This is a genomic window from Mycobacterium persicum, assembly GCF_002086675.1.
GTDB classification, from domain to species: Bacteria; Actinomycetota; Actinomycetes; order Mycobacteriales; family Mycobacteriaceae; genus Mycobacterium; species Mycobacterium persicum.
This window is the reverse complement of record NZ_MVIF01000051.1, coordinates 20127-38839: the sequence shown is the minus strand read 5'-3', so window position 1 is coordinate 38839 and position 18713 is coordinate 20127. Positions and strand designations below refer to the sequence as shown.

Below are 18713 nucleotides of genomic sequence, written 5' to 3'. Positions count from 1 at the left end.
CCGCGGTGCCACCCGCCCCGCCGTCGCCGCCCACGCCGCCGGTGGCACCGGCCAAACCGGTGGTACCTGCGCCGCCGGTGCCGCCCGTGCCGCCCGTGCCGAACAGGAACCCGGCGCCGCCGCCGGCGCCGCCCGTCCCGCCGGGTCCGCCTTGGCCGCCGATGCCGCCGTTGCCGATCAGGCCGGCGGATCCACCGGCGCCGCCGATTGCCCCCGGGTTGGTGCTCGCCCCGCCGTTGCCGCCGTTGCCGTACAGGAGCCCGCCGGGTCCGCCTGGGGTTCCCACGCCGTTGACGGTGGTCCCGTTGGCGCCGTTGCCGATCAGCGGGCGGCCCAGCAGCGCCTGGGTGGGCGCGTTGACGACTCCCAGCAGGACGTCTGCCACAGTGGCGGCCTCGGCGGAAACGTACGAATTCGCGCCCGCCAGCAGGGTGTTGGTGAACTGATCGTGGAATGCCGCCGCCTGCCCGGCCACTACCTGGTAGTTCTTCGCGTACTGGGAAAACAACGTCGCGATGGCGGTCGACACCTCGTCGGCCGCCGCGCTGGCCACATTCGTCGTCGTGGCGGCCGCTGCTGCATTCCCGTTGGCCAGCGACGCGCCGATATTGTGCACATCGGCCGCCACCGAGGCCATGATTTCCGGTGAGACCAGGACATACGTCATCGGGCACCTCGCTGTACTCACGAAACCATCGCCCGGCAGTCACGAAGCGATGGATTGCCCGATGCTATCGCCGCGAACCCGGGTTGTGGCTCGAACGGGGGTGGCTACCCGCAGACCGCGCCGCCGGCGGCGGAGCCGACCAGCTTGACGTACTTGGCCAGGACGCCGGTCTTGTAGCGCGGGGGTGGGGGAGTGAAATCCTGTTGCCGGGCCGCGAATTCGTCGGGGTCGGTGAGCACGTCGAGGGTGCGGCTGGTGACGTCGAGCCGGATCCGGTCGCCGTCGCGCAGGAAGGCGATCGGCCCCGCGTCGACGGCTTCGGGCGCGATGTGGCCGACGCACAGGCCGGTGGTACCGCCCGAGAACCGGCCGTCGGTCAGCAACAGCACGTCTTTGCCCAGCCCCGCGCCCTTGATCGCTCCGGTGATGGCGAGCATTTCTCGCATCCCGGGCCCACCCTTGGGGCCTTCGTAGCGGATCACCACCGCGTCGCCCGTGGTGATGGTGCCGTCCTCGAGGGCGTTCAGCGCGGCCCGTTCACCATCGAAAACCCTTGCCACACCTTCGAATACCTCGGAATCGAAACCGGCGGTCTTGACCACCGCACCCTCCGGCGCCAGCGATCCGCGCAGAATGGTAATCCCGCCGGTCGGGTGGATGGGGTTGCTCAGCGCGCGCAGGACTTTGCCGTCCGGGTCCGGCGGGGCGACGGCGGCCAGGTTCTCGGCCACCGTCTGACCGGTTACCGTCAGGCAATCGCCATGCAGCAGACCGGCATCCAGCAGTGCTTTCATGACCACCGGCACCCCGCCAATGTGGTCGACGTGCGACATCACGTGGCGGCCGAATGGCTTGACATCGGCCAGATGCGGCACTTTCGAGCCGATCCGGTTGAAGTCGTCCAGCGCCAGCTCGACGCCGGCTTCGTGGGCGATGGCCAGCAGGTGCAGCACGGCGTTGGTCGAGCCGCCGAACGCCATCACCACGGCAATCGCGTTCTCGAAGGCTTCTCTGGTGAGGATGTCGCGGGCGGTGATGCCGCGGCGCAGTAGTTCGACGACGGCCTGCCCGCTGCGGCGTGCGAACCCGTCGCGGCGACGGTCGGTGGCCGGCGGCGCCGCGCTGCCCGGCAACGACATGCCCAGCGCTTCAGCGGCGCTGGCCATGGTGTTGGCGGTGTACATGCCGCCGCAGGCTCCCTCGCCGGGGCAGATCGCCCGCTCGATGGCGTCGACGTCCTCCCGGCTCATCAGTCCGCGCGCGCACGCGCCGACCGCCTCGAAGGCGTCGATGATGGTGACCTCGCGCTCGCTGCCGTCGGAGAGCTTGGCCAACCCGGGCAGAATCGAGCCCGCATACAGGAACACCGCCGCCAGGTCCAGGCGGGCGGCGGCCATCAGCATTCCGGGTAGCGACTTGTCGCACCCGGCCAGCAGCACCGAGCCGTCCAGCCGCTCGGCCTGCATCACGGTCTCGACGCTGTCGGCGATCACCTCGCGCGACACCAGCGAGAAGTGCATCCCCTCGTGTCCCATCGAAATGCCGTCGGACACCGAGATCGTCCCGAACTCAAGGGGATAGCCGCCCGCGGCGAACACCCCTTCCTTGACCGCCTTGGCCAACCGGTCCAGCGAAAGGTTGCACGGCGTGATCTCGTTCCACGACGATGCCACCCCGATCTGCGGCTTGGCGAAGTCTTCGTCCCCCATGCCTACTGCCCGTAACATGCCGCGGGCAGCGGCCTTCTCCAGGCCGTCGGTGACGTCACGACTGCGGGGCTTGATGTCGGCTTCGGGCATCGTCCAAGTATGCTCGTGGCACCCTACCTGATACCCCGCTAGGGTATGAGGTAGCATCTAGGATTTACGGCAGCCCGATCGGAGATTTCCGCAGAGCTGGGGCGTCCGATCGTTGGGAGAATGATGACAACCGACTACGGCTATTCGCAGCAGAAGGACAATTACGCCAAACGGCTGCGGCGCATCGAGGGTCAGGTGCGCGGAATCGCGCGCATGATCGAAGAGGACAAGTACTGCATCGACGTGCTCACCCAGATCAGCGCCGTCAACAGTGCGCTGAGATCGGTGGCGCTGAATCTGCTCGACGAACACCTGAACCACTGCGTCACCCGTGCCGTTGCTGAGGGTGGCACCGAAGCCGACAGCAAGCTCGCCGAAGCCTCCGCAGCCATCGCTCGACTCGTTCGTTCCTGAGCGCGCGTCCGCGCACGGGCGTGTTGACCCGCAATTCGTGTGAAGGCGCGGCGGCGGTGCGTACGGTGAGTGCAGCGTGATCGTCACGACGCACTACCGCGGTGCGCGGGCGATGCGCGGCCACTGAATGCCGATAGATGTCACCGCCATGACTGCCGAGACCCGAACCGTTGCCCCTGCCGGCGGACCCTGGACACCGCGGGTCGCCGCGCAGTTGGCTGTGTTGGCCGCGGCGGCCTTCGTGTATGTCACCGCCGAGATCCTGCCGGTGGGCGCCCTGTCGGCGATCGCGCGAAACCTGAACATCAGTGTCGTCCTGGTGGGAACGCTGCTGTCGTGGTATGCCCTGGTCGCGGCGCTGACGACGGTTCCGCTGGTGCGCTGGACGGCGCATTGGCCGCGGCGGCGGACCCTGGTGGTCGCCCTCGTCTGCCTGACCGTTTCGCAGCTGATCTCGGCGCTGGCGCCGAACTTCGCGGTGTTGGCCGGCGGGCGGGTGCTGTGTGCGGTCACCCACGGCTTGCTGTGGTCGGTCATCGCACCGATCGCCACCCGGCTGGTGCCCCCCAGCCACGCCGGACGCGCCACCACGTCGATCTACATCGGAACCAGCCTGGCGCTGGTGGTGGGCAGTCCACTGACGGCCGCGTTGAGTCTGATGTGGGGCTGGCGGCTGGCGGCGGTGTGCGTCACCGTGGCGGCTGCCGCGGTCACTGTGGCGGCCCGGCTGCTGTTGCCCGAACTCGTACTCAGCGCCGACCAGTTGCGGCACGTCGGTCCGCGATCGCGCCACCACCGCAATCGCGCGCTGATCATCGTGAGCCTGATCACCATGATCGGCGTCACCGGCCATTTCGTCTCGTACACCTACATCGTGGTGGTCATCCGGCAAGTCGTCGGCGTGCACGGGCCGAATCAGGCCTGGCTGCTGGCCGCCTATGGGATCGCCGGTGTGATCGCGGTGGCTCTGATGGCGCGCCCGCTGGACCGCCGGCCCAAGGGCGCGATGATTGTCTGTGTCGCGGGCCTGACCGTCGCGTTCGTCGTGCTGACGGGGCTGGCGTTCGGCGGTGGCCGCGCGCCGGTGACGACACTGGTCGTCGGAACCGGGGCGATCGTGCTGTGGGGAGCGGCTGCCACCGCGGTGTCGCCGATGCTGCAATCGGCGGCGATGCGCAGCGGGTCCGACGACCCCGACGGGGCATCCGGGCTGTATGTGACGGCGTTTCAGCTGGGCATCATGGCCGGCTCGCTGGCCGGTGGACTGTTGTACGAGCGGAATGTGGCGCTAATGCTCACCGCATCGGCGATCTTGATGGGCGTCGCGTTGGTGGGGATGACGGCGGCTCGGCGCGTCTTCGAGGCTGCGGATGAGGCGGCCCCGTGAAACTTCACACCCTTCAATAAGGCTGCAGGTCAACGGCGTGAACCGAGTAGCTGGGGTGGTGCCGGGCGGCTGCGGGACCGGAAAACAGCCGCTGCGCTATGCCACACTGGGGGCCAGGACGTGACCGGAGGGATGACATATGTCGCGCTGGACGAGGGCCCGCAAGGGGGGCAGGGGGGCAAGGCTCTTCGCCGCGGTGAACGTGGCCGGGGTGGTTTCGGTGTTGTTGTTGGGCGCCGGCCCCGCACTTGCGGACCCGGATCAGGTGCCCGGCGACCCGGAAGTGGTCGCGCCGGCTCAGCCTGCCGACCCGGGGGCTCCCGCACCCGACCCGCTGGCCCTGCCTCCGGCGCCCGACCCGCTTGCACCGCCGCCCGACCCGCTGGCGATACCTGCCGCCGCCGGCCCGGTCGCTGGGCAGGATCCGACGCCGTTTGTCGGCGATCCGCCATTCCGGCCGCCGACGTTCAACCCCGTCAACGGCGCGATGGTCGGGGTGGCCAAACCGATCATCATCAATTTCCAGGTGCCCATCGCCGACCGCCCGATGGCTGAAAGCGCCATCCACATTTCGTCGATCCCGCCGGTGCCCGGCAAGTTCTATTGGATGAGTCCCACCCAAGTTCGGTGGCGCCCGCTGCAGTTCTGGCCGGCCAACACGGCGGTGAATATCGACGCGGCCGGCACCAAGTCGAGCTTCCGTACTGGTGATTCGTTGGTGGCCACCGCCGACGACGCCACCCACCAGATGACGATCACCCGCAACGGCGTGGTGCAGCAGAGCTTCCCGATGTCGATGGGGATGGCGGCCGGCAACCACCAGACTCCGAACGGCACGTATTACGTGCTTGAGAAGATGCCCACGGTGGTGATGGATTCCTCCACGTATGGAGTCCCGGTCAATTCGCCGCAGGGTTACAAGGTGACCGTTTCCGATGCCGTCCGGATCGACAACAGCGGAAACTTCGTGCACAGCGCGCCGTGGTCGGTAGGTGATCAGGGCAAGCGCAATGTCAGCCACGGCTGCATCAACCTCAGTCCCGCCAACGCCAAGTGGTTCTACGACAACTTCGGCAGTGGGGACCCGGTAGTCGTGAAGAACTCCGTGGGGACCTACAACAAGAACGACGGCGCTCAGGACTGGCAGATCTAAGAGCTGCGCGGGCAGGCCGGCCGCGGATCGGTAACGGCTCACGCGGGTTTGGCGCTGCCCGAACCGGGTCAGGTTTTCATTCTGCGCTCAGGGCGGCGAGATCGCAGTCCGCGCCGCTCTGAGTGCAGGCTGGACGCACTGGATGCAGACTCGCGCGTCCAATCGCCGGGGAGCCCCTGCCAAACCCGTGGCAGGCCGCCCCTTGCGCGGCCGCATTATGTATATCAACATACATAGACAGTCCCGGCCCGAGGAGCAGCCATGCGAAGTCCGCGCGAACGCATGGTCGTCTCTGCCGCGCTGCTGATCCGGGAGCGTGGCGCACGCGCCACCGCCATCTCCGATGTGCTGCAGCACAGTGGGGCGCCGCGCGGGTCGGCCTACCACTACTTCCCGGGCGGGCGGACCCAGTTGCTGTGCGAGGCCATCGACTACGCCGGTGAGCACGTCGCGGCCATCATCGGCGAACCCCGCGGCAGCCTCGAGCTGCTGGACACGCTGATCGGCTGGTACCGCGAGCAGTTGCTCGCCAGTGACTTCCGTGCGGGCTGTCCCATCGCGGCGGTGGCGGTCGAAGCCGGCGAGGGCGCCGACGGCGAGCGAATGGCGCCGGTGATCGAGCACGCGGCGACGGTGTTCGACCGCTGGTCGGAGCTGCTCGCGCAGCGCTTTGTCAGCGACGGCATCTCGGCCGCCCGGGCAAACGAATTGGCGATGCTGGCGGTGTCGGCGCTGGAAGGCGCGCTGCTGCTGGCCCGGGTACGGCGTGACCTGACACCGCTCGAGTCGGTTCACCGCCAGTTGCACCACCTGCTACTGGCCGAGCTGCCGGAAGGGAAACCGCAATGACCACCACCGATTGGCAGTCCACTGCGTGCATCCTCTGCGAGTGCAACTGCGGCATCGTGGTGCAGGTAGCGGACCGCAAACTGGCCCGCATCCGCGGCGACAAAGCGCATCCGGCCTCCCGCGGGTACACCTGCAACAAGGCGTTGCGCCTGGACCACTACCAGAACCACCGCGGCCGGCTGAGCTCGCCGCTGCGCCGCCGATCGGACGGGACCTACGAGGAAATCGACTGGGACACGGCCATTGTCGAAATCGCCGACGGGTTCAAGCGGATCCGTGATATCTACGGCGGCGACAAGATCTTCTATTACGGTGGTGGCGGGCAGGGCAACCATCTCGGCGGCGCCTACAGCGGCGCATTCCTGAAGGCGTTGGGTGCGCGCTACCGGTCAAATGCCCTGGCGCAGGAAAAGACCGGAGAAGCATGGATCGATTGGCAGCTATATGGCGGCCACACGCGCGGCGAATTCGAGCACGCCGAGGTATCGGTGTTCGTCGGCAAGAATCCGTGGATGTCGCAGAGCTTCCCGCGAGCCCGAGTGGTGCTCAACGACATCGCCAAAGACCCGGCCCGATCGATGATCGTGATCGATCCCGTCGTCACCGACACGGCCAAGATGGCCGACTTTCATCTGCGGGTGCGGCCCGGCGCCGACGCCTGGTGCATGGCGGCATTGGCGGCCGTTCTGGTTCAGGAAAACCTTTGCGACGAAACATTTCTCAGCGAACACGTGCACGGCGCCGACGCCGTGCGCACCGTACTGCGCGAGGTTCCCGTCGCCGACTACGCGCAACGCTGCGGCGTGGACGAGAAATTGTTGCGAGCGGCGGCCCGGCGGATCGGCACCGCGGGCAGCGTCTCGGTGTTCGAGGACCTCGGCGTCCAGCAGGCGCCCAACAGCACGCTGTGTTCGTACCTGAACAAGATGCTGTGGATCCTCACCGGCAACTTCGCGAAAAAGGGTGGCCAGCATCTGCATTCGTCGTTCGCGCCACTGTTCAGCGCGATATCCGGACGCACGCCGGTCACCGGCGCCCCTATCATCGCCGGACTGGTTCCGGGCAATGTCGTGCCGGAAGAGATCCTGACCGACCACCCGGACCGTTTCCGGGCCATGATCGTCGAAAGTGCCAATCCAGCTCATTCCCTTGCTGATTCGGCGGCCTGCAGGGAGGCCTTCGCAACGTTGGAACTGCTGGTGGTCGTCGACGTCGCGATGACCGAAACCGCGCGGCTGGCCCATTACGTGCTGCCGGCGTCGTCGCAGTTCGAGAAGGTCGAAGCGACCTTTTTCAACTTTGAGTTCCCGCACAACGCGGTGCACCTGCGCCACCCGATACTGGAACCGCTGCCGGGAACGTTGCCGGAACCGGAAATCTGGTCACGGCTGGTGCGCGCGTTGGATGTTGTCGACGACGCGGATCTGCGGCCGCTGCGCGAGGCGGCGCAGCAAGGCCGCCAAGCCTACACCCAGGCGTTTCTCAGCGCGGTGGCGACCAATCCGACTGTGGCCAAACTGCTTCCCTACGTGCTCTACGAAACCCTCGGCCCCACGCTACCGGACGGGCTGGCGGGGGCGGCGGCGTTGTGGGGGCTTGCCCAGAAAACCGCGATGACCTATCCCGACGCCGTCCGGCGCGCCGGGCACGCTGACGGCAACGCCTTATTCGACGCGATCCTATCCGGCCGATCCGGGGTCACCTTCACCGCGCACGACTACCCGGACGACTTCGCGTTGATCAGCCACGCCGACCACAAGATCGCCCTGGAAATCCCCGAAATGCTGGACGAGATAAGGTCATTGGCCCACACTTCGATGGCTTTGACGACGCCGGAGTTGCCGATCGTGCTGTCGGTGGGCGAGCGCCGCGCCTACACCGCCAACGACATCTTCCGCGACCCGTCCTGGCGTAAGCGCGACGCCGACGGGGCGCTGCGGGTCAGCGTCGAAGACGCCCAGGTCCTCGAACTGGTCGACGGCGGCCGAGCCCGCATCACCACCGCGGCCGGCAGCGCTGAGGCGACCGTCGAGATCACCGAGACGATGCTGCCCGGACATGCCGCCCTGCCCAACGGCTTTGGGCTGGACTACACCGACGACGACGGCCAGCTACGCACCCCGGGCGTCGCCCCGAACACGCTGACCTCGACGCGGTGGCGTGACCCCTATGCCGGCACACCGTGGCACAAACATGTGCCGGCGCGCATCGAGGCGTGCCGAACCGGGGCACCACTCGTACCGCCGGGTTAACCACGTCTGGTGGCCGCAGCCCATCGAATCGTCCAGGCAGCGCAAATCACCGGCCGGCGCATGCCTCAAGCAGTTCCGGTTCGGTTCGTTAGGCCGCTGCCATGGGATTTCACAATCGTTGCATCCTTGCCCAACCTCGGCTCGGCACTCTTGGCGTGGCGACGTCGGGATGGTGGCGTCGGGGTGCGCTCGAATGCAGTAACTCGTATTCGGGCACCCAAAATTTTGGTGGATCTACTCGGGAAGTAGCCATGGAGAGTGCGAGATCTGCGGCTCCAACACCGGCGTCAACGACTTGGGCAGCGCCAGTTCGTCACTCGGCACGACCGCGCTCACACCTCATCAGGACCGCGGACCAGGTGACGGTGCTGCGGTTGCTCATCCTTTTCGTTGTTCTCTATCTGGTAGTTCTGCGAGTGCATCCGGCGATCCCGATCATCCTGTTGGCGATATCGCTGACGCTGGACGGCGTCGACGGGTATTTGGCATTGCGGCAGCACAGTGACCGCAAGCTCGGCCTCATCGCTTATGCGCGCTACATCATCGGAGATCCGAGCGATAGTGAGGCGATACAGAAGGCAAGGCGGAAGATTGAGCAGCGATTCCCATTAGGACCCAGGATCGACATCGCCGGTGACCGAATAACAGAGTACGCACTCTGGACGCTCTTTCTCGGCCTTCATTTGATTCCGTTCTACATCGTGCTCATCGTCATAGCCAGGCATTCAGTAGCAGATGCATTCATGGCCGCGAAAGGCACCTCGTCGACGATGAGAACTTCCATCGGCCGCACAATTTATGCATCCAGCCTGGCCAGGGCGAGTAGTGTAGTCATCAAGTTCTTGACGTTCTCCTATTTCATGCTGGCATACATATTGAATTACCCGCTATGGTTCGGTTACGTACTGATGGCGGCGTTGGTATCGCATATTTTGCTTAGAGGGGCGGCCGAGGTGGCTGAAGGTCTGGCCGAATCAAGAGAAAGACGGGATGGTGACGCGCAATACGTCAGTGAGGCTTCTGCAATCGCTGGCGCACCACGCGCGCCTGGAATATCGCGAATCGACGTTTAACTCCAGATTCTGACCCTGCTCTGCTGTTCCAGGAATAGCGCATCGCCCTCGGTGACGTCGAAAGCCTCGTAGAAGGCGTCGATGTTGCGCACCACGCCGTTGCACCGGAATTCCGGCGGGGAATGCGGATCGACGGCCAGTCGCCGGATCGCCTCAGCCTCACGCGCTTTGGTGCACCACACCTGAGCCCACCCGAAGAACACCCGCTGCACGCCGGTAAGGCCGTCGATGACCGGAGCGGGCTCGCCGTTCAGGGACAGCTGGTAGGCCAGCAGCGCGATGGACAGCCCACCCAGATCGCCGATGTTCTCCCCGACGGTGAACGCGCCGTTCACATGGTGGCCGGCATCGAGATCCCGTGGCGTGTACGTCTCGTATTGCTCGATCAACGCCTTTGTGCGGGTGGCGAATTCGGCGCGGTCATCATCCGTCCACCAGTCGACCAGGTTGCCGTCGCCGTCGTACTTGGCCCCCTGGTCGTCGAAGCCGTGTCCGATCTCGTGCCCGATCACCGCGCCGATGCCACCGTAGTTGGCGGCGTCGTCGGCTTCGGCATCGAAGAACGGCGGTTGCAAAATGGCTGCCGGGAAGACGATTTCGTTCATCCCGGGGTTGTAGTAGGCGTTGACCGTCTGGGGTGTCATGAACCACTCGTCGCGGTCGACCGGTCCGCCGAGCTTGGCCAGCTCGCGGTCGTGGTTGACCGCGTAACCGCGCCGGAAGTTGCCGTAGAGGTCGTTTCGGTCGATCACCAGCGTGGAGTAGTCCTTCCACTTGACCGGGTAACCGACCTTGGCGGTGAACTTGCCCAGCTTGGCCAGTGCCCGCTGCCGGGTTTGCGGGGTCATCCACTCCAGCTCGCCGATGCTGACCCGGTACGCCTCCTGCAAGTTGGCCACCAGCTCGTCGATGCGGGCCTTGGCTCCCGGCGGGAAATGCCTTTGCACATAAAGCTTTCCGACTGCATCGCCGATCAGCGTCTCCACCAGGGCCACGCCCCGCTTCCAGCGCTCCCGGATCTGCTCGGCGCCGGTCAGCCTGCGGCCGTAGAACTCGAAGTCCTGATCGACCAGGTCGCGGGTCAGCCAGGGGGCCCGGGAGCGGATCAATCGCCAACGCGCCCAATACTTCCAGTCGTCGAGGTCTTCGCTGTTCCACAGCGCCGCGAACGCGTGCAGATAATCGGGCTGTCGCACTACCAATTCCGAGAGCGCCTGTGGCGTGCTGCCCAGCGCGGTGACCCAGCCCTCCCAGTCGAAGCCGGCGCCCTCCACCTGCAGGTCGGCGAAGGTGCGCAGGTTGTAGGTGAGCTCGGCGTCACGGCGCTTGACCACGTCCCAATGGGCGGCGGCCACCTTGCTCTCCAGCGCCACGATGCGGGCCGCGATATCGGCGTGGGCGGCCCGGTCCTCGGGGGTGTCGCCGTACACCAAGCTGAACATCCGCGCGATGTGGCCGGGGTAGGCGGCCAGCACCGCGGCATGCCGTTCGTCGCGATAGTAGGACTCGTCGGGCAGGCCGATGCCGGACTGGGAGAAGTGCAGCAGGTAACGGGTGGAGTCCTTGGAGTCGGTGTCCACATAGAATCCGATACCACCGCCCATGCCGGTGCGTTGCAGGGCGCCGATGACGGCGGCCAAGGAGACGCGGTCGGTGGCGCCGTCGATGGTGGCCAGCTCCTCGTGCAGGGGTTGCAGACCGCGGCGTTCGACGGCGTCCTCGTCGATGAAGCTGGCGTACAGGTCGCCGATGCGCTGCTCGTCGCCGCCGGTCACGGCGCCTTGTGCACAGGCTTGGCTGGCTTCGACGATCAGGTCGCGTACCTGCTCTTCGGCGCGGTCGAACAGCTGCCGGAAGGCGCCGTCGATCGCCCGGTCCGCCGGTATCCGGTGTTCCTTGAGCCAGCGGCCGTTGACATGGCCGAACAGGTCGTCTTGCGGGCGGGCATCGGCGTCGACGTAGCTCAGGTCGATACCGGAGCGGATGGCCTCTACTGTCACCCCGCCATCCTTCCACCCCTTATCGGGTGCGACGATCGGGCCATGCCCGACGAGGATGCTGATGTCTATGAGGCCGACGACTCCGGCGATGCGACTCCGGAGCCCGACGAACCGGAGTCGGCGCGGGCCGCGATGTTCTCCAACTACGGCATCGCCTCGACCGTTCTCGGTGTGCTGTCGGTGGCCGCGGTCGTGCTCGGCGTCCTCATCTGGTCGTCACATCGTGACGAGGTCGCCGAGCGCGGGTATCTGAGTCGGGTCATGCGCGCGGCCGCCGAGTGGACCGATGTGCTGATCAACATGAACGCCGGCAACGTCGACTCCAGCCTGCAGCGGCTGCACGACGGAACGGTCGGACAGCTCAACACCGATTTCGACGCCGCCGTGCAGCCCTATCGGCAGGTGGTGGAGAAGTTGCAGACGCGCAGCAGCGGCCGGATCGAGGCGGTGGCGATCGAAACGGTGCACCACGACCTGGATACCCAGCCCGGCAGCGCCCGGCCGGTGGTGACCACCAAATTGCCGCCCTTTGCCACCCGGACCGACTCGGTGCTGTTGGTGGCGACGTCGGTCGCCGAGAACGCCGGTGCCAAGCCCCAGACGGTGCACTGGAATCTGCGGATCGACGTCTCCGAGGTGGACGGCAAGCTGATGATCTCCGGGCTGGAGTCGATCCGATGACGAACCCGATGAGATCCCGATGAGAAACGCGTGGCGGCTGGCCGTATTCGACGTCGTGGCGCCGCTGGTGGCCGCCATGGCGCTACTGGTGATCGGATTCGTGCTCGGCTGGCCGTGGTGGTGGATTTCGGCGTGCTCGGTGTTGGTGCTGCTGATCGCCGAGGGTGTGGCGGTCAATTTCTGGCTGTTTCGCCGTGATGCCGTCACCGTAGGCACCGACGACGACGCGCCGGGGCTGCGCCTGGCCGTGGTGTTCTTGTGCACGGCCGCACTGGTGGCCTCGGTGCTGACCGGATATACCCACTGGACCACGCCGGATCGCGAGTTCAATCGCGACTCCCGAACGGTGGTACAGGTCGCCACCGGGATGGCCGAGGCGGTGGCGTCGTTCTCGCCGACTGCGCCGAACGCCTCCGTGGACCGGGCCGCGGCGATGATGGTCCCGGACCGGGTGCAAGCGTTCAAGGAGCAATATGCCAAGTCCAGTGCCGACCTGGTGCAGCGCAAGGTCACCGCGCAGGCCGCGACGCTGTCGGCTGGAGTGGAGGCGCTCGGGCCCGCGGACGCCAGCGTGGCGGTGATTCTGCGGGTCACCCAGAACTCGCCCGGTCAACCCCCGAGTCAGGCGGCGCCGGCGGTCCGGGTAACGCTGACCAAGCGCGGTAATGACTGGCTGGTACTCGACGTGACGCCGATCAATTCCCGATAGGCCGGGCCTCAGTTGGTGTCGGCCGCGCGCGTGTTGCGCACCCGGACGAACCGGTCCGACAACCGTCGCATCCGAATCATCAGCGAGGCGGACGGGCTGACGCTGCCGTCGAGGTAGCAGGTCAGGTCCTCGACCTGCACACCGATCCGCGACGCGAACTCCTGCTGTCCCAGACCCGATCGATCCATCAGCAGCTTTACGTGACGGGCCACCTCGGCACGCTCGTTGGCCTCCAGTTGGATGCGGGCACGGTCCAGCACCTCCGACAGCGCCTTGGAGATGCCGTACGGCCGAACTCCGCCAAGGACCTCTTCGACCTGACGGGCGGTGCGCCCGTACGGGTCGCGCTTGAGCGCGGCGGCGATGCGCTTCCAGGTGGCGATGTCGCCGCTCTCCAGCGCGGTGCGGATCGCGGCCGTAGACCAAAATTCCACCGGCTGGTCGGTGCCGGGTTCGCTGGATCCCCGCCCAGGCCGTTGCGGTGGCGGAGCGGGCACCGGTTTCCGCTGGTCGGCGGCCAACGTCACCTCGCCTCCTCCAACATCGCTACGGCCACTGCCAGGCAGCGTTGCCTGACCTCCTCCCAGTTTGCCCTGGCATCAGGGTCGGGCCACTCGTCGTCGACATCAGACGGGTGCGGATCAGCGAGCCGGCGGACCAGCTGGGTGGCCATCCATTGCCGCCTCGAATGCGAACCCAGTGGCTGACAACAGTAATACCTGTCCATTCCCGCCAGCACCACGGCCGCGGTGTCGGGTTCCATTGCTTCGACCATGTCAGCAAATTCGGCATAATCGCGGCTGCTGTTACGGCTCATGATCAGGTAGCCCTTGAGTCGCAGCGTTTCCGCCCCGGTCGGGATCAGCAGCCGGTCGCCGGTGGGCAACTGGACGTTGGTGGTCTCGACGGGGCTGCGCCGCTCGAACCGGGGCCGGTCGGTGCCGCTTTTCGCGGCGGCGCGCTCGGCGGCGTCGGTTTCCAGGGCGTCGAGCGCGATCGCGAGTCGCGCGCGCCACACGGTGACGGGATGAACCGGACGCTCGGCCCACGACATCGCCCGGGCGAGGCTGTTGCGGTAGGCCTGGCCGACCTTGCTGGCCGCCGACTGGCCGCCGGCCCTGGCGGAGGCGGCGGACACAGGGGCCGACGCCGCCGAGGCAGCGGTAGCGGAAACGGCGACGTCGGCGCCGTCCCGGACCAGTTCCGGAACGTGCTCGGGTCCCTTGGCGCTGCGTCCACAGCCGGTGAAGGCAAGCGGGTCGGCGACGCAAATCGCTTCGGGGGCAAGGTGTTTGAACCTGGCCGCAGACTTGAGCAGCATCCGCAGGTCGCTGCTGGGGGCAATTGCGGCGGCGATGTCGTCGGGAATCACCACGACGTCGCCCAAGTCGACCTCGGGTAGCGGCCGGTCGAAGTCGACCGACGGCAGCATGCGGGCCAGCCACCGCGGCAGCCACCAGTTCCACTGCGAGAACATCGCCATCAGCGCCGGTACCAGGATCAGCCGCACGATGGTGGCGTCTACCGCGATGGCGACCGCGCAGGCGACGCCGATCTCGGCCACCAGCGGCATGCCGGCGAACGCGAATCCGCAGAACACCGCGATCATGATCAGCGCGGCGCTGGTGATGGTGCGCGCGCTGGTGCTCACCCCGTACGCGACCGCGTCCCGGGTCTGGCCGGTGTGCAGGAAGCGCTCCCGGATCCGGGTCAGCAGGAAGATCTCGTAGTCCATCGACAACCCGAACGTCATCGCCAGCACCAGCGGCGGCACGGTGCTATCGATGGAACTCAAGTGGGGAAAGCCCAGTTTCTCCGCCCAGCCCCACTGGAAGACCATGACCAGACTGCCGTACGCGGCGGCCACCGATAGCAACGTCATCAGCACGCCCTTGAGCGCCAGGAACACCGAGTGCACCGAGACCAGCAGCATCACGAACGCGATCAGGGCCACGAACGCCAGCACCAGCGGCTGGGTCGCCGCCACCCGGTCGTCGAAATCCTTGATCAGCGCAGTCGGTCCGCCGACGTCGATCCGGGCCCCGTCGGCCGCTCGGGGCAGGTGGGTCCGCATCCAGTCGACGGTGTGCCGGGCGCCCATGTCTTCGGGGTCGACCGACAACACCGCACTGAGCAGCGCACTGCGGTTGTCGGCGGCGAATTTCGGCGGCGCCACGGACGCGACATCGGGAGCCTGTGTCATCTGCTGACGGATCGCCGCGATGGTTTGGCTGTGTGCCGGGGTGGACGCGCCGCCGTCGGGGAACGTGACCAGCACCTGAGCGGGGCCCAACGCACCCGGGCCGAGCGCCTGGGCGGCCGCCGACACCCCGGCCCGGATCTCGTGCGACGAGTCGAACTGTCGCAGCAAGCTGTTGCCCAGCACCATCTGAGTCGCCGGCGCCGCCATGAGCAGCAGCACCAGCGATGCCGATAACGCCGTTATCCAGGGCCGGTGCATCACCCACCCGACCCAGCGAGCCCAGAACCGGGACTGCGTGCTTTCCGGCCGCCGGGACCAGTGCAACAGCGCCGATCGCTTGGCGGCCGCCCTGGCGAAGGAGGCCAGCAACGCCGGTGTCAGCGTGGCCGACGTCAGCATCGCCACCGCGACGGCGAGGATCGCCCCGGTGGCCATCGACCGCAGTGCGGGGGTGTTGATCAAGTAGATGCCGGTGAGTGAGGCGATCACGGTCATGCCGGACAGCACCACCGCGAGCCCCGAGGTGGCCATGGCGGCGTCGACGGCGTCTTGCGGCCGACGGCCGGTACGTAGTTCCTCGCGGAAGCGCATCAGGATGAACAGGGAGTAGTCGACGGCCAGCGCGATACCGAACATCGACACGGTCGAGGTCACGAAGACCGACATGGTGGTGTGCATCGACAGCAGATAGACCAGGCCCATGGTGACGACGACCGTGCAGATACCGAGGGCCAGGGGGATCGCGGCGGCGGCAAGCGAGCCGAAGACGGCGAGCAGGACGATCAGGATGATCGGTAGGTTCCAGCGTTCGGCATCGGCGATGTCGTGTTTGGTGTTGGCCGCCGCGGCGGCGCTGAGCGCACCTTGCCCGATGACATACAGCCGCACCCGGCCGTCCGCCGTTTGCCCGGGCTTGTCGCCTTTCACGCCGATTTTTTGGCGCAACTTCTTAGCGACGTCGCTGGTGCCGGCGTTGCGGGCGTCCAGCCGCAACGACAGCACATATGGCCGGTCGGGCTGCGGGGGCCGCTGCGTGGGGTTGGGCACCTCCGTTACCCCGGGGAATTCGCCGGCGATGCTTCGCAGCCGGGTGACCGCGTCGTTGATGTCGGAGAAGCTGGCATCCGGGCGGGGGGTGGCCACCAGCGCCAGCGACGGCGTTTCCTGGTCGCGATACTGAGCGTCGAGGACGTCGTGGACCAGCAACGACTGCGATCCGGCTACCTCGAAGCCGCCGCCGGTGAGATTCCCCGACTGCGTCATGGCCAGATAAACTGCCGGCACCAAGGCGAGAAGCCAGCCTGTGAACACCAACCACCGGAATCTGCGCAGGTTGCGGCTCAGGCGCATCATGAACTGCTGGATGTTGTTCTCCCGGTATTTCTCTCGCAATGCGTGCTCGCGAGCCTACCGCAGGGCACGTATCAATTATGTCGGCTTATTGGTTGCTGAGCTGCAACGATGTCGGCACTGCGATGCTGCGGCGAACCCCGGCCCCGGTCGTCGGTGTTGACGGCGCCCGCGCCGGAGGTGGCAGGATGTCCGTGGCCGTGCGGGCATTCGGAGTCCGCAACTCGGGTTAGACGGGGGAACTGATGTCGACACATGAACGTGGTGGCCTGCCGGGCGCGGCGCCCGCATCCGACGCTGGCAAGCGGTCGTTCGCCAGGACAGGTACTGCTGCGCGGCGCGGGTTGTTCGTCACCTTGATCGCCGTTGGGTTGCCGGCGGCCGCGCTGGTCATGCCGGCCGGACCCTCGGCAACCGGGGCGACCGATCCCTGCGCGGCCAGTGAAGTGGCCAGGACCATCGGCTCGGTCGCCAAGCAAACCGGCGACTACCTGGACTCGCATCCGGAGACCAACCAGGCGGTGACCGCGGCACTGCAGCAGCCGGCGGGACCGGAATCGTTGGGATCCTTGGCATCACTGAAGGGTTACTTCGAGCGGAACCCCAAGGCCGCCGGCGACCTGCAGTCGCTTGCGCATCCGCTGACCAATCTTTCGACGCAGTGCAAGCTGCCGGTCACGTTTCCGCAGGCGCTGAACCTGGCGCAGGCCGCGCAGGGCGCAGCTGGGTTGCCGGGTTTGCCGCCGGCAGCCGGGGCGCCCCCCGCCTCCGGGGCGCCCGCAGGCACCCAACCGCCGGCAGGCACCCAGCCGCCCGCGGCCGGCGGGCCGGTCCGGGGCCGTTGAAACGGCGACACAGAAATCACCTCGGCTGACTCACCGGCCTTCTGTGGAGTCACGATCAGGCGGCGGCAACGGGCCCTGCAGGGCGGTTTCGGCCGGGTCGTCGGCAACGCTGCGCCCGACCCCGAGGATGCGTCCCAGCTCGGGGTCGGTCGGCGGGTCGTCGGCATCCGAATCGGCGACGTTCTCGGTTCGGAACATGAAGAAGAACACCACCCAGCCGATCGCGGCGATGAACAGCCAGCTGATCAGCCGGTAGATCAGCATCGCCGAGATGGCGTTGGGCAGGGCCATGCCGCTGGACACCAGGCCGGGCACCAGCACCGCCTCCACGACCAGCAGGCCTCCCGGCATCAGCGGGATAGTGCCGACTGCCCGGGCGGCGGCATAGGCGACCGTCAGCCCGGCGACCGAGGCGTGGTCACCGGCGGCGTAGGCGGCGAAGCCCAGGCAGGCCACGTCGGCGATCCAGTTGAACAGCGACCAACTGAACGCCACCGCGAGGTCGCGCCGGCTCAGGCTGACCGACTCGAGCTGCATGAGCGTTTCGCGCCACTTCGCCACACCGGTGTCGGCTGGCTTACCGCGAATCGAGTTGACCCACGACAGCACCCGGTTGCCGATTCCTTCGATCAGTTCCGGCCGCGACGCCACCGCCTGGGCCAGCAGCAGCAACGCGACGAAACCGCCGAGGGTGAACAGCAGTGAGAACGGGTTGTTCTTGGCGCCCAGGAAGAAGGCGCCGCCCAGCCCGAGCAGGGCCAGTCCGACGGCCTGCAACACCCCAGACATCACCAGCTGCCAGGACGCCACCACGGTCGAGGCACCCCAAATGCGTTGCTGACGAAGCAGAAAGGTCGCCGACAGCACCGGGCCGCCGGGCAGCGTGGTACTCAACGAGTTCGCCGCATAGAACGCGGCTTCGGACCGCAATTGCTTGACGTGCACACCGGCCGATCTCAGCAGCGTGCGCTGGATCTGCGCGAAGCTGTGCATCGACGCGGCCGCTGCCCCCACGGCAGCCACCAGCCACCACCAATTGGCCTGGTAGATACTCATCCACGCTTTGGCCAGCTGGTCCCACACCAGCGCCACCTCGACCGCAAGCACGATTGCGACGATGCCGAGGACCACCCAGCGCAGCCACCAGTACTTGCCGCGCGGCGCCTCTTCGCGCCGGTCGACGAGCTTGCGGGCGGGGGCGTCGTGCGACACCGGATAAGGGTAACCGTGCAGGTGGCACCGCGATCTCCGCACGTCATCGACTGTGTCAGGGTCGTTCCGGGGTCGTGACCGGATCGTGGCGGCGGTGGCGGCGGGAAGCGACCGCACCA

The 18713-nt window shown here is 67.0% G+C and carries 15 protein-coding genes; 9 read left to right on the top strand and 6 right to left on the bottom strand.

The window, feature by feature from the left end; genetic code table 11:
- Together BST40_RS16280 and ilvD are read right to left on the bottom strand one after the other, a co-directional pair.
- A partial coding sequence (locus tag BST40_RS16280; protein ID WP_142276745.1) for a PE family protein occupies window positions 1-667 on the bottom strand: 667 nt, incomplete at its 3' end.
- Window positions 668-771: 104 nt separating this feature from the next.
- On the bottom strand, window positions 772-2466 hold the full coding sequence (gene ilvD / locus BST40_RS16275) for a dihydroxy-acid dehydratase (protein WP_075545151.1): 1695 nt from the start codon (window positions 2464-2466) through the stop codon (window positions 772-774).
- A gap of 123 nt (window positions 2467-2589) precedes the next feature.
- On the opposite strand from ilvD, the gene ricR reads away from it, so the two are divergent.
- From ricR to BST40_RS16245, 6 genes are all read left to right on the top strand, one after another.
- Window positions 2590-2880 carry a copper-sensing transcriptional repressor RicR gene (gene ricR / locus BST40_RS16270; RefSeq protein ID WP_075545182.1) on the top strand — a complete coding sequence of 97 codons (291 nt, stop codon included), beginning with the start codon at window positions 2590-2592 and terminating at the stop codon, window positions 2878-2880.
- A 148-nt stretch (window positions 2881-3028) separates the two neighbouring features.
- The gene (locus BST40_RS16265; protein WP_075545152.1) at window positions 3029-4267 is read left to right on the top strand and encodes an MFS transporter; all 1239 of its coding nucleotides are present in this window, start codon (window positions 3029-3031) and stop codon (window positions 4265-4267) included.
- A 139-nt stretch (window positions 4268-4406) separates the two neighbouring features.
- Window positions 4407-5420 carry a L,D-transpeptidase gene (locus BST40_RS16260; RefSeq protein ID WP_075545153.1) on the top strand — a complete coding sequence of 338 codons (1014 nt, stop codon included), beginning with the start codon at window positions 4407-4409 and terminating at the stop codon, window positions 5418-5420.
- Between the two features lie 261 nt (window positions 5421-5681).
- On the top strand, window positions 5682-6269 hold the full coding sequence (locus BST40_RS16255; RefSeq protein ID WP_075545154.1) for a TetR/AcrR family transcriptional regulator: 588 nt from the start codon (window positions 5682-5684) through the stop codon (window positions 6267-6269).
- A complete protein-coding gene (locus BST40_RS16250) occupies window positions 6266-8521 on the top strand; it encodes a molybdopterin-dependent oxidoreductase (RefSeq protein WP_075545155.1) in 2256 nt (751 codons plus the stop codon). The genes BST40_RS16255 and BST40_RS16250 overlap by 4 nt, the downstream gene beginning before the upstream one ends.
- Window positions 8522-8880: 359 nt before the next feature.
- Complete coding sequence (locus tag BST40_RS16245; protein WP_075545156.1) at window positions 8881-9594, top strand: hypothetical protein; 714 nt, start codon at window positions 8881-8883, stop codon at window positions 9592-9594.
- Here BST40_RS16245 and BST40_RS16240 read toward each other — a convergent pair.
- A complete protein-coding gene (locus BST40_RS16240; protein ID WP_083154797.1) occupies window positions 9591-11594 on the bottom strand; it encodes a M13 family metallopeptidase in 2004 nt (667 codons plus the stop codon). The two genes, BST40_RS16245 and BST40_RS16240, sit on opposite strands and share 4 nt — an antisense overlap.
- A gap of 42 nt (window positions 11595-11636) precedes the next feature.
- On the opposite strand from BST40_RS16240, the gene BST40_RS16235 reads away from it, so the two are divergent.
- The gene (locus BST40_RS16235; protein ID WP_083154795.1) at window positions 11637-12275 is read left to right on the top strand and encodes a hypothetical protein; all 639 of its coding nucleotides are present in this window, start codon (window positions 11637-11639) and stop codon (window positions 12273-12275) included.
- Between the two features lie 19 nt (window positions 12276-12294).
- On the top strand, window positions 12295-12984 hold the full coding sequence (locus tag BST40_RS16230; RefSeq protein WP_083154793.1) for a hypothetical protein: 690 nt from the start codon (window positions 12295-12297) through the stop codon (window positions 12982-12984).
- An 8-nt stretch (window positions 12985-12992) separates the two neighbouring features.
- On the opposite strand, the gene BST40_RS16225 is transcribed toward BST40_RS16230, so the two are convergent.
- Both BST40_RS16225 and BST40_RS16220 read right to left on the bottom strand, forming a co-directional pair.
- Complete coding sequence (locus tag BST40_RS16225) at window positions 12993-13511, bottom strand: hypothetical protein (RefSeq protein WP_075545160.1); 519 nt, start codon at window positions 13509-13511, stop codon at window positions 12993-12995.
- A complete protein-coding gene (locus BST40_RS16220) occupies window positions 13508-16540 on the bottom strand; it encodes an MMPL family transporter (RefSeq protein WP_083154805.1) in 3033 nt (1010 codons plus the stop codon). The genes BST40_RS16225 and BST40_RS16220 overlap by 4 nt, the downstream gene beginning before the upstream one ends.
- Window positions 16541-16782: 242 nt before the next feature.
- On the opposite strand from BST40_RS16220, the gene BST40_RS16215 reads away from it, so the two are divergent.
- The gene (locus BST40_RS16215; RefSeq protein WP_082275175.1) at window positions 16783-17382 is read left to right on the top strand and encodes a hemophore; all 600 of its coding nucleotides are present in this window, start codon (window positions 16783-16785) and stop codon (window positions 17380-17382) included.
- Between the two features lie 30 nt (window positions 17383-17412).
- Here the strand turns inward: BST40_RS16215 and BST40_RS16210 are convergent, their stop codons facing one another.
- Window positions 17413-18594, bottom strand: coding sequence for a lysylphosphatidylglycerol synthase transmembrane domain-containing protein (locus tag BST40_RS16210; RefSeq protein ID WP_075545185.1), 1182 nt, complete (start codon window positions 18592-18594; stop codon window positions 17413-17415).
- Between the last annotated feature and the right edge of the window lie 119 nt (window positions 18595-18713).